Below are 13,279 nucleotides of genomic sequence, written 5' to 3'. Positions count from 1 at the left end.
AGAACAAATCACGAACAAAAGGCGAAGAGGGGCGATGGTATTGCCGGGCAGGGAAGCAGTAATCGCGCAGGTCGCCTCGATTTCCGTCGAATGCGCCGATTGCGGCCGCAACAGGTGGTGGCGGCCCGACCAGCTGAAGCGGTTCGGGGTGAATGGCAGCACGCCGCTGGCGGCATTGTCGGGGCGCATCGTCTGCTCGGCCTGCCGCGCCGACGGGCTGCCGGGCACGGCGGTATCGATCCAGGCGGCGTTCATAGACGAGCGCCAGCGTGTGCGCAGCGAAGCGCAGATGCTGAGCGAGCGGGAGGTGTTGGTGGAGGGGTCGAGAAAGGCTTGATGGGGTGTCAGAAGTCATCTTCAACGGAGAGGATGACGTCTCGTCCGCCGTGAAAGATTCGGATGATCGTCACTGTCTTGTCTTTGATGGTGAATGCGATCGTCGCCCGCCTGCGATAGCCCACGGTGCGGAGGCCTTGCTTAACATCATCATGGCGAGTCCCGCGCTCGGGAAACGTATTAAAGTCCGAACAGTAATCGATCAGGCGATCGACATAGGCTTCCGTTCGCCAGCCTGTGGAACCAGATAGGTCAGCAAATCCAGCAGGTCTTGCTCTGCGGCCTTACTGAAGACGACCCTGTGCGTCATGCTTGGCGTGAACGCTTGCCCGCCAGTGCGTCAATGCGGTTGTGAAGTCGCTTGCGCACTTCCTCGAGTGGCGAGACGAGCGAAGGATCCTTCTGCAGCGCATCCATTGTTGGCGCCACCTCTTCCCGCAGCCAGCGATCGACCGCTGCGTCGCGTGCGGCAAGAGTTCTCAAGCCATCGCGGATGACTTCGCTCTCGGTCGCGTACTCGCCGGATGAAACCTTGTCCTTTACCATCTGCGCCATCTCAAGCGGCAAGGTGATGGTCAGTGGCTGGGTGCTGCGCATTGTCATTCCTTAGGCAAATGTGAAGCGTATGATTTAATCATACACTTTTACACAAGCTGCCGCCGGTCGAGTGATGGCCTCTGGGGGTGATGAACCCTCAATACCCCAGCAATTCCTTCAGCGGTATAACCCGCCAGACATGCTTGATCGCATAGCGGTTGAAGGTCAGGGTCTTCGGCGGATTGTACTGCTCGACCACCAGCTCGCCCGCGGTGCGCTTGACCAGCTTCTTGACGAAGGCCTTGCCGTTCTTTTCGTTTTCTTCCGGAAAGGTCTCGATCACCACATGGTCGCCGGGCACGGCGTCGCGGCCGCCGCAATAGATGAGGTCGCCGGGCTCGTAGCGCGGCACCATGGAATCCGAGAGCACATGCAGCGCGAACACCTTTGGCAGGTTGCGCACGCCCGGCGGGCGCTGGACGTAACCGGCGGGCTCGCCGTTGAAGGTGAAGTCGCCGTCGTCGCCGCCGACCGCGGCGCCCAGCACCTCGATATCCATTGATCCGCCGGGCAACGGGCCGGCATCAGTGACGATCTCGGCGTCGGCCACCGGGCCGGCATCGTCGAGGAAGACGACCTGCCCTTGGCCCAGTGCGACCGGGTCGACGCGCAGGAAGGCGGCGGTCTTCAACAGGTTCTCGGTCTTGGGGAGGTTGCGGCCGGTTTCCCAGTTGCCGACGGCGGCGACATCGGTGTCGTTGTGCTCGGCAATGTGGCGCATGACCAGACCGCGCTGCTTGCGCGCCTGGCGGATCGCCGCCCCGACCTTGATCGACAGTTCCGTTTTGGCCATGGCGCCCATGTGAGCGATGAAAGCGGCTCTCGTCTATGAAAGAATGGCTTGCATCTATTTTTGAGTTATGCTTATATCTGGCCATGCAGAACCTGTCCAGCTTTCATGGCGCCGAAGCGCCGGCCTCGCGCGAGGCCCATCCGGCGACCGAAGTTGCCACGCATTCCCTTCCGTCCCGGCCGTCCTCCTCCCCGGCCGGGGCGAAGCCCGAGCGCTTTGATGCCTCGGGTCCGGCACGCCCGTCACCGGCGGCCGGAACGGCCGGAGCCGCCGCTCCCCGCGGCTCCGGCCCCCAATTAGAACGGGCCGCTTTATTTGCCGGTCCGTTTGCCCGCTCCTGCATCCGCACGCAGGACGGCACCGTCATCCTGTTCGAGGCGATGACGGGCAGGGCGGTTTCCGCCCCCGACAGGAAGACCGCCGAGGCGCGGCTGGCGCGCCTTTGCGCCGGGCATTCGATCCGCTCCGGCTGATCCGGCCCGCGAGCCTGCTTTCGAACCGAACACCCTGACCGTGGCCCCAACCGGGCCCGAACCCTGACGCCTGGCCGACGGCGCGCTTGCAAGCGCTGCCGAAGGCGCACCCTTGGATGGAACCTGGACATGGCAAGCTACAGCTACGCCGAATTGCAAGAGATCGCCCGCTGGCTGAGGGAGGGGCTTTCGGCCTCGAGGATTGCGGCGGCGTTCAGCGCGCTGCGCGGCAGCCCGGTCTCGCGCAACGCCATCATCGGCATTGTCCACCGCAACGCCATGCTGGGTGCGATCGGCTTTGCCAATGGCCGGGGGATGCCGCCGGTCGCCAGGCAAGCCGCCGGGGAGCCGGCAGTACGCAAGCCGGCGGCCGCAAGGCGGGCAAAGGGCAAGGTTATTGGCAAAGCGGCTGTGGAAAAGCGCGCTGGCGTGACTGCCGCCGAGGGCACCGCCGTACGCAAGAACAAAGTCCGACCCAGGCACGACTCCTCGCCGGCCTGGCTGCCGCCGCGCCTGTTCGTGCGCGAAGTGGGGGTGCTGATCGCCGATGGCGAGGCCTATCGTTTCAAGGTGCCGGCGCCGCCGCGCGGACCGATCGGCCGCCAGCCGCAAGGCGTGGCGATGCGCTTCGTCGACTGCCTGTTTTCCCGCTGCCGCGCGCCGATGGATTTGACGCTGGAAGAGGATGCCGAAAACGATGCCCCGGGCGGCCGGCCCGGCGCCGACATGCTGTGCTGCGGCATGCGCACAAGGGCGCTGAAAAGCTACTGCAGCTACCACCAGGCGCGGTTTCAGAGGCGGGTCTGCGCGTGAATTTTCCTTCTCCCCGTTTACGGCTACGGCATGCACACATTTCCAAGCAGCTGGTCTTTGGCGATAGCGTGCATAGGAGCTTGGTGCATGCATTGTCTTATGCTGCGCCGGTCGACCCCCACTCCGTCTCGGCTTCGCCGAGCCACCTGCCGGGGCGAGCCACGGGTCTCGCCCGTCCTTCGGACCCCCCGATCGACGGGGTAGAGGAAAGGCGCCAGGCTTTTTGCCATCAACGCTCGTCCAGCAACGCTCCCTTCCTTTCCCTCCGGAGAGGGGGTCCGAAGGACGGGCGAGACCCGTGGCTCGCCCCGGCATGGTGGCGCTGCGAAGCAGCGACGGATTGGGGGAACCACGTGGCAATCAAGCCTCGGGCCGATCAGTCATGCCAGTAAGAGAAGATGTGTGCATAGCGGGCAGCGTCCCCTTCACCCTATTTCGGTATCTGCCGACCCTGCTTGGGCATGCGGCTCTGCACGCTGCGTGCCTCCAGCTTCATGGCCGGGCCGCCCTCGGCAACCAGAACCCCGGCGACGCGGGCAAAGCCGGTGAACACTTTTATGGCGTCGGATTCCGAAATCTGCGCTGCGATCGCCGCACTGCAGGCGTTGAGCGCGCTGCGGTAGACATGGCCGCGCCGCTCGACCGGCCAGCGCTGCAGGAAATCGGCGGCATCGCAGACGCTGTCGATCTCCTCGACATGCCCGTCCATGCTGACTTTGAGTGGCACTCCGGTTTTCATCGTACCCACGGCGTTCACCTTCAATCTCGGCGCGGCTTTAAAGCCCGCGCTCATAAACGCGCGAGGCCGCCACGCGGTTGCATCGCCGTCGCGATGGTATCACGGGTTGGCGGCGGCATCGAGCCAGTCATGCGCACGGCTTCTCGGCCTGGCCACCAATATGCTCTGCTGCCTGGCGGCCTTGCTGAAGGCCTCAAAGGCGGTGCGCGGGCAGCAAGTGCCCTCGATGGCGAGCCTGACCAGCCTTGCGGCATCGATATAGCTGGGCGCGGTCTTGTCGGGCCATTGCTGGCGCAGCGCCGTCTCGGCATCGGCGACCGAGCCGACCAGCATGGTCTTGTTGTCGCAAAAGCGCAGCGTAATCGGCATGAAAGCCGTCATCGGCAAACCTCCCCATGGATTGGTCGCTGCATAACGTGCGGGCCGGCGGCTGGTTCCATTAGCTTGCGTGCAAGCATGGCGTGGAGCGCAGCATGAGCGAGCGGCCTTTCATGCAGCTCTACGTCTCCGATTTCGTCGGCGACACGTTGCAGCTCTCCACCGAGCAGATCGGCGCCTACATGCTCATCCTGATGGCGATGTGGAACGCCGGCGGCAGCCTGCCCGACGACGATGCCAAGCTCGCAAGGGTGGCGCGGCTGTCACTCAAGAAGTGGCGCGCCATCAGCGCCGATCTGTTGACCTTCTTCGAGCGCGAGGCGGGCGAGATCGGCCACAAGAGGCTGACCAAAGAGCTGCACAAGGCGCAGGTCAAAAGCGAGGCGAGGGCCGCCGCTGGGGCGCGCGGCGGCCTGGCTACGGCCTTGAAAACAAAGGGGCATGGGGCGGCAAATGCCAGCACTTTGCCGCGGCATTCTCCAGACTCCAGAAACCAGAGTGAAAAGGCCGACGCCTTTTCCCGGGAAAAGGCGGAGCCTTTGTTCACCGCGGGTAAAAACAAAACGGCTCGCGTCTTTTCGGGGAAAAAACCCGGCTGGCAGCGGCCGAAAACCCATGCCGACGCCGCCAACGCCATTATCGAGGAGATCCGCAGCCATGACCGCAGCCGAACTGCAGCAGGCGACGAAGGCGCTGGCGGCGATGTTCTCATGCTTCCCGCAATCCGCCCTGACTGACGTCGAGATGCAGATGCGCGGTTATCTCGGCGCGGTGCGCGACGCCGAACTTGCCGATCTGCAGGCCGCCATCCAGCGCTTCGTGCGCGGCGAGGTGAAAAGCGGCAACGCCCAGTTCTGCCCGTCGAGCGCGCAGCTCTGCATCGAGGTGCGGGAGCGGCGGGTGATGCGCGAGCTGATGGCGCGGCGGGTGGCGCCAGCGCCCGTCAAGCAGGTGGCGGGGTGATCGACAGGTCGGCGGGCCAGCGCCCCCTCTCCAATCAAAAACGCCACACCCCAATCCCCAAGAACCCAAGGAGCCACCCATGCCCAAAAAAGCCAAACCCGCCAAACCCCAGGCCCCCAAACTGCCGAAGGGCGAGGCCGAGCAGGTGCGCATCCGCCGCGAGGTCGGCCATGATTTCGCGCTCAGCGACGACGCCTTCGGCCGCAAGCGGCTGGCCGCCGGCACGGCAGAGTCCCGGCGCGTCTACGAGGTGTCGAATGACGGCTACACCTCCACCGGCGGCATCGTGCGGGTGCGCACTGTCGATCCGCTTGTCGGCATCACCTCGCTGTCACGCCAGCAGCGCGAGGCCGGCCAGCGCTACCGCGAGGATTTCCAGTGCAGCCACCAGGCCAGCGTCAAACCGATGCGCTGGAGCGAACGCGTCGACGGCGGCCGCCACGGCGGCGGCATCGCCGACAGCGTCCTCGATGCCGGCCGCGCGCATGCCGCCGCCACAAGGGCGCTGGGCCACTGGGAGGTGGCGGCGGTGGCGCAAAAAGTCTGCTGCGCGGGAGAGTCAATCAAAGCTGTGGCTGAGCAGGCCGGCGAGGGGCGGGATGTGGTGACGAAGCTGCTGAAGGTCGGGCTGGACCTGCTGGCGGTGCACTATGGGATGATGATGGTCAGACAGGCGGGCTGAGAGAGCGGCCGCAGGATCCGACCGGCGCATGCCGGCCGGATCATTTTCACCCGATCAGGTCATCCGCAGACGCGGACTTCCTCGACGATCCTGTGGTGATGACGCCAGTGATTGATCACTTCGATGTGGCAACGGTGGTGGTGCCGGTGGAAATAGCGCGGCCTGTAGCCATCGTCATAGGCGTCGTAGGGGCTATAGACGTAGCGGCCGCCATCCCCGTAACCGTCGTAATAGTCGTTGCCGTAATAGTCGTTATAGCCGCCGCCGATGCCGATAAAGACGTGACTGCGGGCGTTGGCCGGCGCGATCATCGCCGCCGCCGAAGCAATGGCGATAACCGAGGCAAGCAGGAGCTTCTTCATGGCTACCTCCTTTTCAAGGTTAGTCTAATATAATTCGCGGGACGCGGTCTCGTTCCATGCATTCGCAAGATGTGACGAACCGGGCGGATACCACCGCCATATCCTTGCGGTCTCGCCAAAACAGCCTGAAGATGCGCCGGTCATGGGGCGGACCTGACTCCATGGAGCGCTTGGGGGAATTGTGAAAGCCGTTTTCGATGTGAAGCCGGGGTCAGGCTATGACGACGACATCACCCGCCGCTATCATTTTCCCGCCCGCAGTAACTATTTGGCGGCAGCCCGAAACGCCATCGGCGACTGGGTGCTGTTTCGCGAGCCCCAGCGCAATGGTGGCCGACGTGCTTATATCGCCACCGCGTGTGTAACTGATGTCGTGCCGGACCCTGACCGTTCCGATCATTACTATGCAAACGTGGCCGACTATCTCGAATTTCCGACGCCGGTGCCTTTCATCAGGGACGGCCGCTACGCGGAGGCGCTGTTGCGCGAGGTTCTGGATCCCAGCCGGGTTGGTCAGGCGGTGCAGGGCAAATCGATGCGTCCAATCCTGAGCGAGGATTTCGACGAGATCGTTCTGGCTGGCTTGCGCGAGCCGCTTGATCCAGCCAATGCCAGACGGCTTAGCCCAGACATGCTGCCGCTCGATGTCCCTTTCCCCACGCAGCCTGGTTTTGCCGGACAACCCGGTTTCGCTGAGATGGTCGATCGTCGGGTCGAGCAAATCTTGCTGAACAGCAAGGTCCGTGATGCAACCTTCAGGCTGGAGGTTTGCCGTGCCTATGAGGATACGTGCGCGGTCACTGGTCTGCGCATCATCAATGGCGGGGGTCGAGCCGAAGTTCAGGCCGCTCATATCAAGCCGGTCGCGGCTGGTGGTCCCGATGTTGTGCAGAACGGCATCGCATTGTCGGCGACCGTCCATTGGCTGTTCGACCGGCACCTGATTTCGATAGATGAGAACCATCGGCTTCTGGTCGCGCACAACCGGGTGCCGAGCGAGTTGAGGAATCTCTTCCGCCCTGATTCACAAGGTTTGCACTGGCCGAAGGATTTGCGATTGATGCCACATCCGGGGTTTCTCGCTTATCATCGAGAGCAGTTCGCTGGAGTGCATTGACTTGCAGGGTAGGCGCTGCCCCTCATCCGCCTGCCGGCACCTTCTCCCCGTGAACGGGGAGAAGGGGAGCTAAGTCTCTCAAAACAGCGCCTTCTCAATCGGCCCCTCCAGCGTCTCGGCAAACGCCGTCGCCAGATGGTGCCTGTCACGAAACGCCAGTTTTCCGCCGATGAAGACGTGGCACTCGGTCGGGCCGCAGAAGCGGTCGGTGAGGTCGACATAGCGCGTGTCGGGCACGCTTTTGACCACGGCGCGCTCTTGCGCTGCGGCGCTGTCATTGGCGGCCTGCGCTCTCGGCGTGTCGCAGCGCGAGGGGGCTTCGCGCCACCAGAGCGCTCGTGCCACGCAGGAATCGGCAAAGCTGTCGCCGATCGGCGTGTCGCGGATGACGGCGGTCTCGACGCCGGCCTGGCTGAAGGCTTGCAGTGTGGAGCGCAGGCCGGCCTGCCAGCGCGCGGTCTCGGCCTTGCGGCCGGCGGCGGGCATGTCGCGCGTCAGATTGCCGATCGAGAATTCCGAAATCACCACCAGGCGCGGCTTGCGGCGGATGATGTCGGCGATCGCCTGTTCGCGCCAGGCGTCGCATTCGGTGTAGTCGCGCTTCAGCACCGCGTTGAAGGTCGGCAGCCGCGAGGCGCGGCACGAGGATTTGAGATAGGTGACCACCTTGGTGTCGTTGCGCTTGGCCGCCTCGACCAGCGGCGTCGACCAGTGGTCGGCGTGCGAATCGCCAAACAGCACGATGGTGTGGGCGGCGTCGGCGGCGCCGAATGTGCAGGGTTTCGGCGTTACCGTGTGGAAGTCGAGCAGGCAGTTTTCGTCGGTGGCGCGGGCGGTGGAGGGCTGCTCGGCCGCCTGTTCGATGCCGCGCTGGGCCGGGTCGATATTGCGCGTGGCGAGATGCGCATTGGCGTAGGCCACCGCCACGCCCACACCAGTCAGCGCAAGCGCCGGAACCAGCGCTCGAGCGCCGACCGTCAGCCAGCTGCCGCGCCGCGCCGGGTTCTCGATCAGATGATAGGTGAGGAATGCCAACGCCAGCGCCAGCGCGCCGCAGCCTAAGCGTTGCGCCACGCCGAGATCCGGCACCAGCATTTGCGCATAGACGATGACCGGCCAGTGCCAGAGATAGAGCGAATAGGAGAGCGCGCCGATCCATTGCAGCGGCGGCAGCGACAGTGCGGCGGCGGGCGTGAGAGCCTGCCAGCCGGTCGGGCTCTCTGCGTCGTGCTCTTCGCCCGCCAGCAGCACCAGCACCGTGCCGGCGACCGGCAACAGCGCATACCAGCCGGGGAAGGGCAGGTCTTCGCTCAAGCAGAGATAGGCGACGGCGATCAGCACCAGGCCGAGCCAGCCTTGTGCCGCCCGCAGCCATGCGCGGCGCGGCAAAGTCGCGGGCGCCAGCGTCGCCAGGCCGCCGGCGGCGAACTCCCAGGCGCGCAGCGGCGAGAAGTAGAAGGCCCAGGCCGGCGAGAGGCTGGTCAGCCACAGGCAGGCAGCGAAGGAGGCGAGGCCGGCGACGCCGATCACGATCACCGCCATGCGCTTGCCCGGCTGCAGCCACGCGGCGAACAGCAGCAGCGCCGGCCAGGCGAGGTAAAACTGCTCCTCCACCGACAGCGACCAGAAGTGGATGAAGGGATTGCTGGCGGCATCCGAGGCAAAATAGTCGAACGACCAGCGCAGCAGCCACAGATTGATGGCATAGGCCGAGGCGAACATGGCGCCGCGCGAATAAAGCGCCTGCTCCTGCGGCGACAGGATGAAGTAGCCTGATGCAAGCGTCGCCAGGATGACGAACAAAGCTGCCGGCAAAAGCCGCCGGGCGCGCCTGATATAGAAGCGCCAGAGGTCGAGCCGGCCGGTCTCGGTGATCTCGCGCATCAAATGCGTGGTGATCAACCAGCCGGAAATGACGAAGAAGATGTCGACGCCGGCAAAGCCGCCGGGCAGCGCCGTGAGGCCGAAATGATAGGCAACGACGCCGCCGACCGCCAGCGCGCGCAATCCCTGTATGTCAGGCCGGAACGATGCCGCCATGAGGCCTCCTTGGTGCAAGCCCCCTCAAGCCCGACTCTTGCCACAGTCGGCCTGGCAGGCCGCTACCGCAGTGCAACAAGCTTTTCGCAGTGCAACATGGCCAGAAAAAGGAAGCGGCCGGAAGCGACGAGGATGCCTCGACGCGCAATTGTTGGATGGGCCACAACAGACGCTTCTCCACAGCCTAGGCGAAGAGGGTAGCCGGATCATCAACGTGATCTGGCAGCCGACGCGGGATATTCCGACGGAAATTGGTCCGATAACGTCGCCGTCTGGCTACGTCATCGTTTTGGAGTACCCGCGCTAATGCCGACCGGACCCAAAGGCCAGAAGCGCCCCGCGTGATCGGATGCTCAATTGGCGGCGTTTAAGATTACAGTTCTCATTTTTGGATGGCTCGGCCTGTTGTTAGCGGGGTTGTTTATCCTCGGAATTTTCCTGGAAGGAGGCCATGGCGAGGGCTTCCTGTCGGCGATCATCGGCATCACCTGGGCGATCGCCTATTGGCCTGTTACGTTGATTGTGCTCGGCTTAGGATTTTGGGCTTCGATCTGGTGGATGAAGCAAGGGTAGCGACCACGCCAAATTCAACCGAGACACTACCGGGAGTTGACCAGAGGTGCCAGGGTCCGGCCGATTTGAAAACTCCCGGCTCCCTGATTGTTTCGCGCCGGCCGCGTCAAAAAAAAGGCCCCACCGGCAGGGCCGGCGGGGCATTGATCGGAGGTCTGCGATCGCCTGGAAGGCGATCCCAAAAGCAACGAGAACGGCGTGCGAAAAGTTTCACCGTTCCGTACGCCGGCAGTCGCCAATGCCGGCCTCAGCCGGCTGCTGCTCGACGGCCCTGGCCGCGCCGGGCAAGCAGGTTCGCCACCACCAGCAGCACGATCGACAGCGCCATCATCAGCGTCGCCGCGGCGGTGATGGCGGGCGAGAGTTTTTCGCGCAGGCCGATGAACATTTCGAGCGGCATGGTGCGCTGGCCGGCGCTGGCCAGGAACTGCACCACCACAACCTCGTCGAAGGAGGTGACGAAGGCGAAGGCAGCACCCGAGAGCACGCCGGGCAGGATCAGCGGCAGCATGACGCGGAAGAAGGCGGTCAGCGGTTTCGCCCCGGAGATGGCGGCGGCGCGCATCAGATTGCGGTCGAAGCCGGTCAGGCTGGCGCCGACGGTGACGACGACGAAGGGGCTGGCCAGTGCTGTATGCGCCAGGATGATGCCGGCATAGGTGCTGGCGAGGCCAATGCGGGCGTAGAACAGATACGAGCCAACGGCGGTGATCACCACCGGCACGATCAGCGGCGACAGCAGCAGCGGCATGACGATGCGGCGGCCGGGAAACTTTTCGTTGGACAGCGCGATGGCCGTCAGCGTGCCGAGCGTGGTGGCGATCAGCGTCGTGCCGAAAGCGACGATCAGGCTGTTGCCGATCGCCGACTGCCAGCGCTGCGTGCCTAGCACCACCTCGTACCAGCGCGTCGACAGGCCTTCGAGCGGGAAGATGAAGAAAGCGCCGCTGTTGAAGGAGAGCGGCACCGGGATGAGGATCGGCACGACCAGGAACAGGATGACCAGTCCGCACCACAGCCAGAGCAGCGCGACGCGGATGCGTTCACCTGGGGTCGGATAGGGCGACAACAGCATGGCTACACCATCTTCAGGCGGTCGAGGCCGAGGATCCGGGCGAAGATGCCGAACAGGGCCAGGGTGAAGACGAGCAGGATGAAGCTGAGCGCCGCCGCCATCTCCCAGTTCAGTTCGACATTGACGTAATTGGCGATGAAATTGCTGATCAGTTGGTCGCTGGCACCGCCGATCAGCGCCGGCGTGATGTAGTAGCCGAGGCACAGGATGAAGGTGAGCAGGCAGCCGGCCATGACGCCGGGGAAGACCTGCGGCAGGTAGACACGCCGGAAGGCGGTGAAGGGTTTTGCGCCGAGCGAATAGGCGGCCTTCATCTGCGAGGGCGCGATGGTGCGCATGACGGAGTAGATCGGCAGCAGCGTGAAGGGCAGCTGGATGTGCGTCATGGCGATGATCAGGCCGATGCGGCTGTACATCAGGTCGAGCCGCTCGGAGGCGAAGCCGAGCCAAAGCAGCGTATCGTTGACCAGCCCGAATTTCTGCAACAGCACCGTCCAGGCGGCGGTGCGCACCAGGATCGAGGTCCAGAACGGCAACAGCACCGCCACGATCAGGATCGCCGCCAGCCCCTTCGGCACGCTTGCGATCAGATAGGCGAGGGGAAAACCGAGCAGCAAGGTGGCAAGCGTCACCGCGGCGGCGACGAAGAAGGTGCGCGCGAACACTTGCAGGAAGATCGCCTGTTCGGGCGGCACGCGCTCGATGCCGCCATCAGCGTTCCAGCGCAGGTCGAGCGCGCTCAAGAGATAGAACGAGGTGATGGCGTGGGTGCCGTTGGCGATCACCGGCCAGGTGCCGGGCGCCGACCAGAAGGGCACGGATTTCATGATGTCGAGCGGCGGCTTGCCGCCGGCGCCTTCCAGCTGGCGCACGGTCTTCAGCACCTGGCTGCGGGCGCCGGGCAGGCGGGCGTTGAGCGCCTTGGCCAGTTCGTAGGCGGTGCCCTTGGCCTGGTTTTCGCTGAGGTCGGCGGCGAGCGCGGTGAAGGCGGCATCGCCGGGCAGGCCCTGGCCGTTCCAGTCGGACAGGGCAACACTGGTGCGCGGTAGTGCGTCGGCGATAGTCGGGTCGTAGACGGCGCGCGACAGCAAAAGCACGATCGGGATGCCGAAGCTCAGCGCCAGAAGCAGCAGCAGGGGTGCTGCCAGCGCCAGCGTGCGCAGCCGGTCGCCGAATTCGGCGCGCCGCAGCGCCGCCGACACCGACTTCTGGTCGGCGTCGGCGGCTGACCGGCCGCGGGCCAGCGCGGGCCGGTCGAGTTCGCTGGGCTGCAGCGCCGACATGCCTACTGCGCCAGCCAGGCGTTGAAGCGCTTGACCAGGTCCTCCCCATAGTCGCCCCAGAACTCGGTGTCCGCGACGAGATAGGCGCCGGCGAGGTGGTCGGGCGCATTGGGCAGTTTCGGCAAGGCATCGGCCGCGACGAAGGACGCGGCATCCGTGCGCACCGGCCCGTAGGTGATGTAGCTGGCGAGCTTGGCGTTGTTTTCCGGCTTGCTGATATAGGCCAGGTATTTGTAGGCGAGCTCCGGGTTCTTGGCGCCCTTCGGGATGGCGATCATGTCATATTCGAGGATCTGGTTGTTCCAGACGATCTTGAACGGCTTCTTGTCGGTGTCGATGGCGTTCTGGATGCGGCCATTCCAGGCGGTGGTCATCACCACTTCCTGCGAGGCGAGCAATTGCGCCGGCTGCGCGCCGGCATCCCACCAGACGATGTCCTTCTTGATGGTGTCGAGCTTCTTGAAGGCGCGGTCGACGCCTTCCGGCGTCGCCAGCACCTTGTAGACGTCGGCGGGGGCGACGCCATCGGCCATCAGCGCCCATTCGAGGTTCTGCGCCGGGAATTTGCGCATGGCGCGTTTTCCGGGGAATTTCTTGGTATCGAAGAGGTCGAGCACGGAGGTCGGCGCTTCCTTCAGCAGGGTCGGGTCATAGGCGAGGATGTCGCCGTAAGCATCGAGACCGACACCGCAATCGAGCGCGGAGCCTTCGATGAATTTGTCGCGCGGGCCGATCTTGGCATAGTCGAGGCGTTCCAGAATGCCGGCGTCGCAGCCCTGCAACACGGTCGCGGTTTCGACCGTCACCAGGTCGATCGGCACGTTGCCGGTGTCGACCATGGCTTTTACCTTGCCGAGATCGCCGAGATATTCCTGCTCGAGGATTTTTGCGCCGGTCTCCTTGCTGAACGGCTCGAACCAAGCCTTGCGCTGGGCGTCCTGCCAGGCGCCGCCGCTGGCCATGATCGACAGTTCGTCGGCGAAGGCGGCGTGGCCGATGCTGAAGAGTGCGGTGGCTGCCGTGAATACGAGCATCCGGGTCTTTGCGATTTTCAT

At 64.5% G+C, this 13,279-nt stretch carries 17 protein-coding genes; 8 read left to right on the top strand and 9 right to left on the bottom strand.

What is annotated here, in order from left to right; translation table 11 throughout:
* The first annotated feature begins 34 nt into the window (after positions 1 to 34).
* Positions 35 to 337 (top strand): hypothetical protein, encoded by a 303-nt coding sequence (locus tag AC1D05_RS28105; protein ID WP_477445034.1) that lies wholly within the window; start codon positions 35 to 37, stop codon positions 335 to 337.
* Between the two features lie 305 nt (positions 338 to 642).
* On the opposite strand, the gene AC1D05_RS28100 is transcribed toward AC1D05_RS28105, so the two are convergent.
* Both AC1D05_RS28100 and AC1D05_RS28095 read right to left on the bottom strand, forming a co-directional pair.
* The gene (locus AC1D05_RS28100) at positions 643 to 933 is read right to left on the bottom strand and encodes a ribbon-helix-helix domain-containing protein (protein WP_172226328.1); all 291 of its coding nucleotides are present in this window, start codon (positions 931 to 933) and stop codon (positions 643 to 645) included.
* A gap of 97 nt (positions 934 to 1,030) precedes the next feature.
* Entirely contained in the window at positions 1,031 to 1,735 is a 705-nt protein-coding gene (locus tag AC1D05_RS28095) for an XRE family transcriptional regulator (protein WP_477445032.1), read from the bottom strand.
* 26 nt (positions 1,736 to 1,761) lie between these two features.
* Here AC1D05_RS28095 and AC1D05_RS28090 point away from each other — a divergent pair, with 26 nt between their 5' ends.
* A complete protein-coding gene (locus AC1D05_RS28090; RefSeq protein ID WP_477445030.1) occupies positions 1,762 to 2,199 on the top strand; it encodes a hypothetical protein in 438 nt (145 codons plus the stop codon).
* 129 nt (positions 2,200 to 2,328) lie between these two features.
* Entirely contained in the window at positions 2,329 to 3,012 is a 684-nt protein-coding gene (locus tag AC1D05_RS28085; RefSeq protein WP_477445028.1) for a GcrA cell cycle regulator, read from the top strand.
* 430 nt (positions 3,013 to 3,442) lie between these two features.
* Here AC1D05_RS28085 and AC1D05_RS28080 read toward each other — a convergent pair whose 3' ends face one another.
* Together AC1D05_RS28080 and AC1D05_RS28075 are read right to left on the bottom strand one after the other, a co-directional pair.
* Entirely contained in the window at positions 3,443 to 3,751 is a 309-nt protein-coding gene (locus AC1D05_RS28080; RefSeq protein WP_477445340.1) for a DUF982 domain-containing protein, read from the bottom strand.
* Between the two features lie 99 nt (positions 3,752 to 3,850).
* Entirely contained in the window at positions 3,851 to 4,132 is a 282-nt protein-coding gene (locus AC1D05_RS28075; RefSeq protein WP_477445026.1) for a DUF982 domain-containing protein, read from the bottom strand.
* Between the two features lie 110 nt (positions 4,133 to 4,242).
* Between AC1D05_RS28075 and AC1D05_RS28070 the strand changes: the two genes are divergently transcribed.
* From AC1D05_RS28070 to AC1D05_RS28060, 3 genes are all read left to right on the top strand, one after another.
* Positions 4,243 to 4,866 carry a YdaU family protein gene (locus AC1D05_RS28070; protein ID WP_477445024.1) on the top strand — a complete coding sequence of 208 codons (624 nt, stop codon included), beginning with the start codon at positions 4,243 to 4,245 and terminating at the stop codon, positions 4,864 to 4,866.
* Positions 4,787 to 5,092: a hypothetical protein gene (locus tag AC1D05_RS28065; RefSeq protein ID WP_477445022.1), complete on the top strand. Its 306-nt coding sequence runs from the start codon at positions 4,787 to 4,789 to the stop codon at positions 5,090 to 5,092. The genes AC1D05_RS28070 and AC1D05_RS28065 overlap by 80 nt, the downstream gene beginning before the upstream one ends.
* A gap of 79 nt (positions 5,093 to 5,171) precedes the next feature.
* Complete coding sequence (locus tag AC1D05_RS28060) at positions 5,172 to 5,774, top strand: DUF6456 domain-containing protein (RefSeq protein WP_477445020.1); 603 nt, start codon at positions 5,172 to 5,174, stop codon at positions 5,772 to 5,774.
* Between the two features lie 59 nt (positions 5,775 to 5,833).
* Here the strand turns inward: AC1D05_RS28060 and AC1D05_RS28055 are convergent, their stop codons facing one another.
* Positions 5,834 to 6,136 carry a hypothetical protein gene (locus tag AC1D05_RS28055; protein ID WP_477445018.1) on the bottom strand — a complete coding sequence of 101 codons (303 nt, stop codon included), beginning with the start codon at positions 6,134 to 6,136 and terminating at the stop codon, positions 5,834 to 5,836.
* Between the two features lie 181 nt (positions 6,137 to 6,317).
* On the opposite strand from AC1D05_RS28055, the gene AC1D05_RS28050 reads away from it, so the two are divergent.
* Positions 6,318 to 7,253 (top strand): HNH endonuclease, encoded by a 936-nt coding sequence (locus AC1D05_RS28050; protein WP_477445016.1) that lies wholly within the window; start codon positions 6,318 to 6,320, stop codon positions 7,251 to 7,253.
* Positions 7,254 to 7,331: 78 nt separating this feature from the next.
* Here AC1D05_RS28050 and AC1D05_RS28045 read toward each other — a convergent pair whose 3' ends face one another.
* Complete coding sequence (locus AC1D05_RS28045; RefSeq protein ID WP_477445014.1) at positions 7,332 to 9,293, bottom strand: acyltransferase family protein; 1,962 nt, start codon at positions 9,291 to 9,293, stop codon at positions 7,332 to 7,334.
* 357 nt (positions 9,294 to 9,650) lie between these two features.
* Between AC1D05_RS28045 and AC1D05_RS28040 the strand changes: the two genes are divergently transcribed.
* Positions 9,651 to 9,866 carry a hypothetical protein gene (locus tag AC1D05_RS28040; RefSeq protein WP_477445012.1) on the top strand — a complete coding sequence of 72 codons (216 nt, stop codon included), beginning with the start codon at positions 9,651 to 9,653 and terminating at the stop codon, positions 9,864 to 9,866.
* 247 nt (positions 9,867 to 10,113) lie between these two features.
* On the opposite strand, the gene AC1D05_RS28035 is transcribed toward AC1D05_RS28040, so the two are convergent.
* From AC1D05_RS28035 to AC1D05_RS28025, 3 genes are read right to left on the bottom strand one after another with little or no spacing between them, the layout of a single operon-like run.
* The gene (locus AC1D05_RS28035) at positions 10,114 to 10,941 is read right to left on the bottom strand and encodes an ABC transporter permease (RefSeq protein ID WP_477445010.1); all 828 of its coding nucleotides are present in this window, start codon (positions 10,939 to 10,941) and stop codon (positions 10,114 to 10,116) included.
* A 2-nt stretch (positions 10,942 to 10,943) separates the two neighbouring features.
* Positions 10,944 to 12,224, bottom strand: a complete 1,281-nt coding sequence (locus tag AC1D05_RS28030; protein ID WP_477445008.1) for an ABC transporter permease — start codon at positions 12,222 to 12,224, stop codon at positions 10,944 to 10,946.
* 2 nt (positions 12,225 to 12,226) lie between these two features.
* Complete coding sequence (locus AC1D05_RS28025) at positions 12,227 to 13,279, bottom strand: ABC transporter substrate-binding protein (protein WP_477445006.1); 1,053 nt, start codon at positions 13,277 to 13,279, stop codon at positions 12,227 to 12,229.

The sequence above is a fragment of the Mesorhizobium sp. P2_E9 genome, from assembly GCF_056403815.1.
The sequence above is the reverse complement of the archived record's forward strand: the minus strand, read 5'-3'. Positions and strand labels throughout refer to the sequence as shown.

Coding starts and splice junctions, on each gene's coding strand:
- AC1D05_RS28030 (WP_477445008.1), bottom strand. CDS start 12,224: ATGTCGGCGCTGCAGCCCAGCGAACTCGACCGGCCCGCGCTGGCCCGC.
- AC1D05_RS28070 (WP_477445024.1), top strand. CDS start 4,243: ATGCAGCTCTACGTCTCCGATTTCGTCGGCGACACGTTGCAGCTCTCC.
- AC1D05_RS28025 (WP_477445006.1), bottom strand. CDS start 13,279: ATGAAAATCGCAAAGACCCGGATGCTCGTATTCACGGCAGCCACCGCA.
- AC1D05_RS28045 (WP_477445014.1), bottom strand. CDS start 9,293: ATGGCGGCATCGTTCCGGCCTGACATACAGGGATTGCGCGCGCTGGCG.
- AC1D05_RS28035 (WP_477445010.1), bottom strand. CDS start 10,941: ATGCTGTTGTCGCCCTATCCGACCCCAGGTGAACGCATCCGCGTCGCG.
- AC1D05_RS28075 (WP_477445026.1), bottom strand. CDS start 4,132: ATGACGGCTTTCATGCCGATTACGCTGCGCTTTTGCGACAACAAGACC.
- AC1D05_RS28100 (WP_172226328.1), bottom strand. CDS start 933: ATGCGCAGCACCCAGCCACTGACCATCACCTTGCCGCTTGAGATGGCG.
- AC1D05_RS28105 (WP_477445034.1), top strand. CDS start 35: ATGGTATTGCCGGGCAGGGAAGCAGTAATCGCGCAGGTCGCCTCGATT.
- AC1D05_RS28095 (WP_477445032.1), bottom strand. CDS start 1,735: ATGGGCGCCATGGCCAAAACGGAACTGTCGATCAAGGTCGGGGCGGCG.
- AC1D05_RS28055 (WP_477445018.1), bottom strand. CDS start 6,136: ATGAAGAAGCTCCTGCTTGCCTCGGTTATCGCCATTGCTTCGGCGGCG.
- AC1D05_RS28085 (WP_477445028.1), top strand. CDS start 2,329: ATGGCAAGCTACAGCTACGCCGAATTGCAAGAGATCGCCCGCTGGCTG.
- AC1D05_RS28060 (WP_477445020.1), top strand. CDS start 5,172: ATGCCCAAAAAAGCCAAACCCGCCAAACCCCAGGCCCCCAAACTGCCG.
- AC1D05_RS28080 (WP_477445340.1), bottom strand. CDS start 3,751: ATGAAAACCGGAGTGCCACTCAAAGTCAGCATGGACGGGCATGTCGAG.
- AC1D05_RS28065 (WP_477445022.1), top strand. CDS start 4,787: ATGACCGCAGCCGAACTGCAGCAGGCGACGAAGGCGCTGGCGGCGATG.
- AC1D05_RS28090 (WP_477445030.1), top strand. CDS start 1,762: ATGAAAGAATGGCTTGCATCTATTTTTGAGTTATGCTTATATCTGGCC.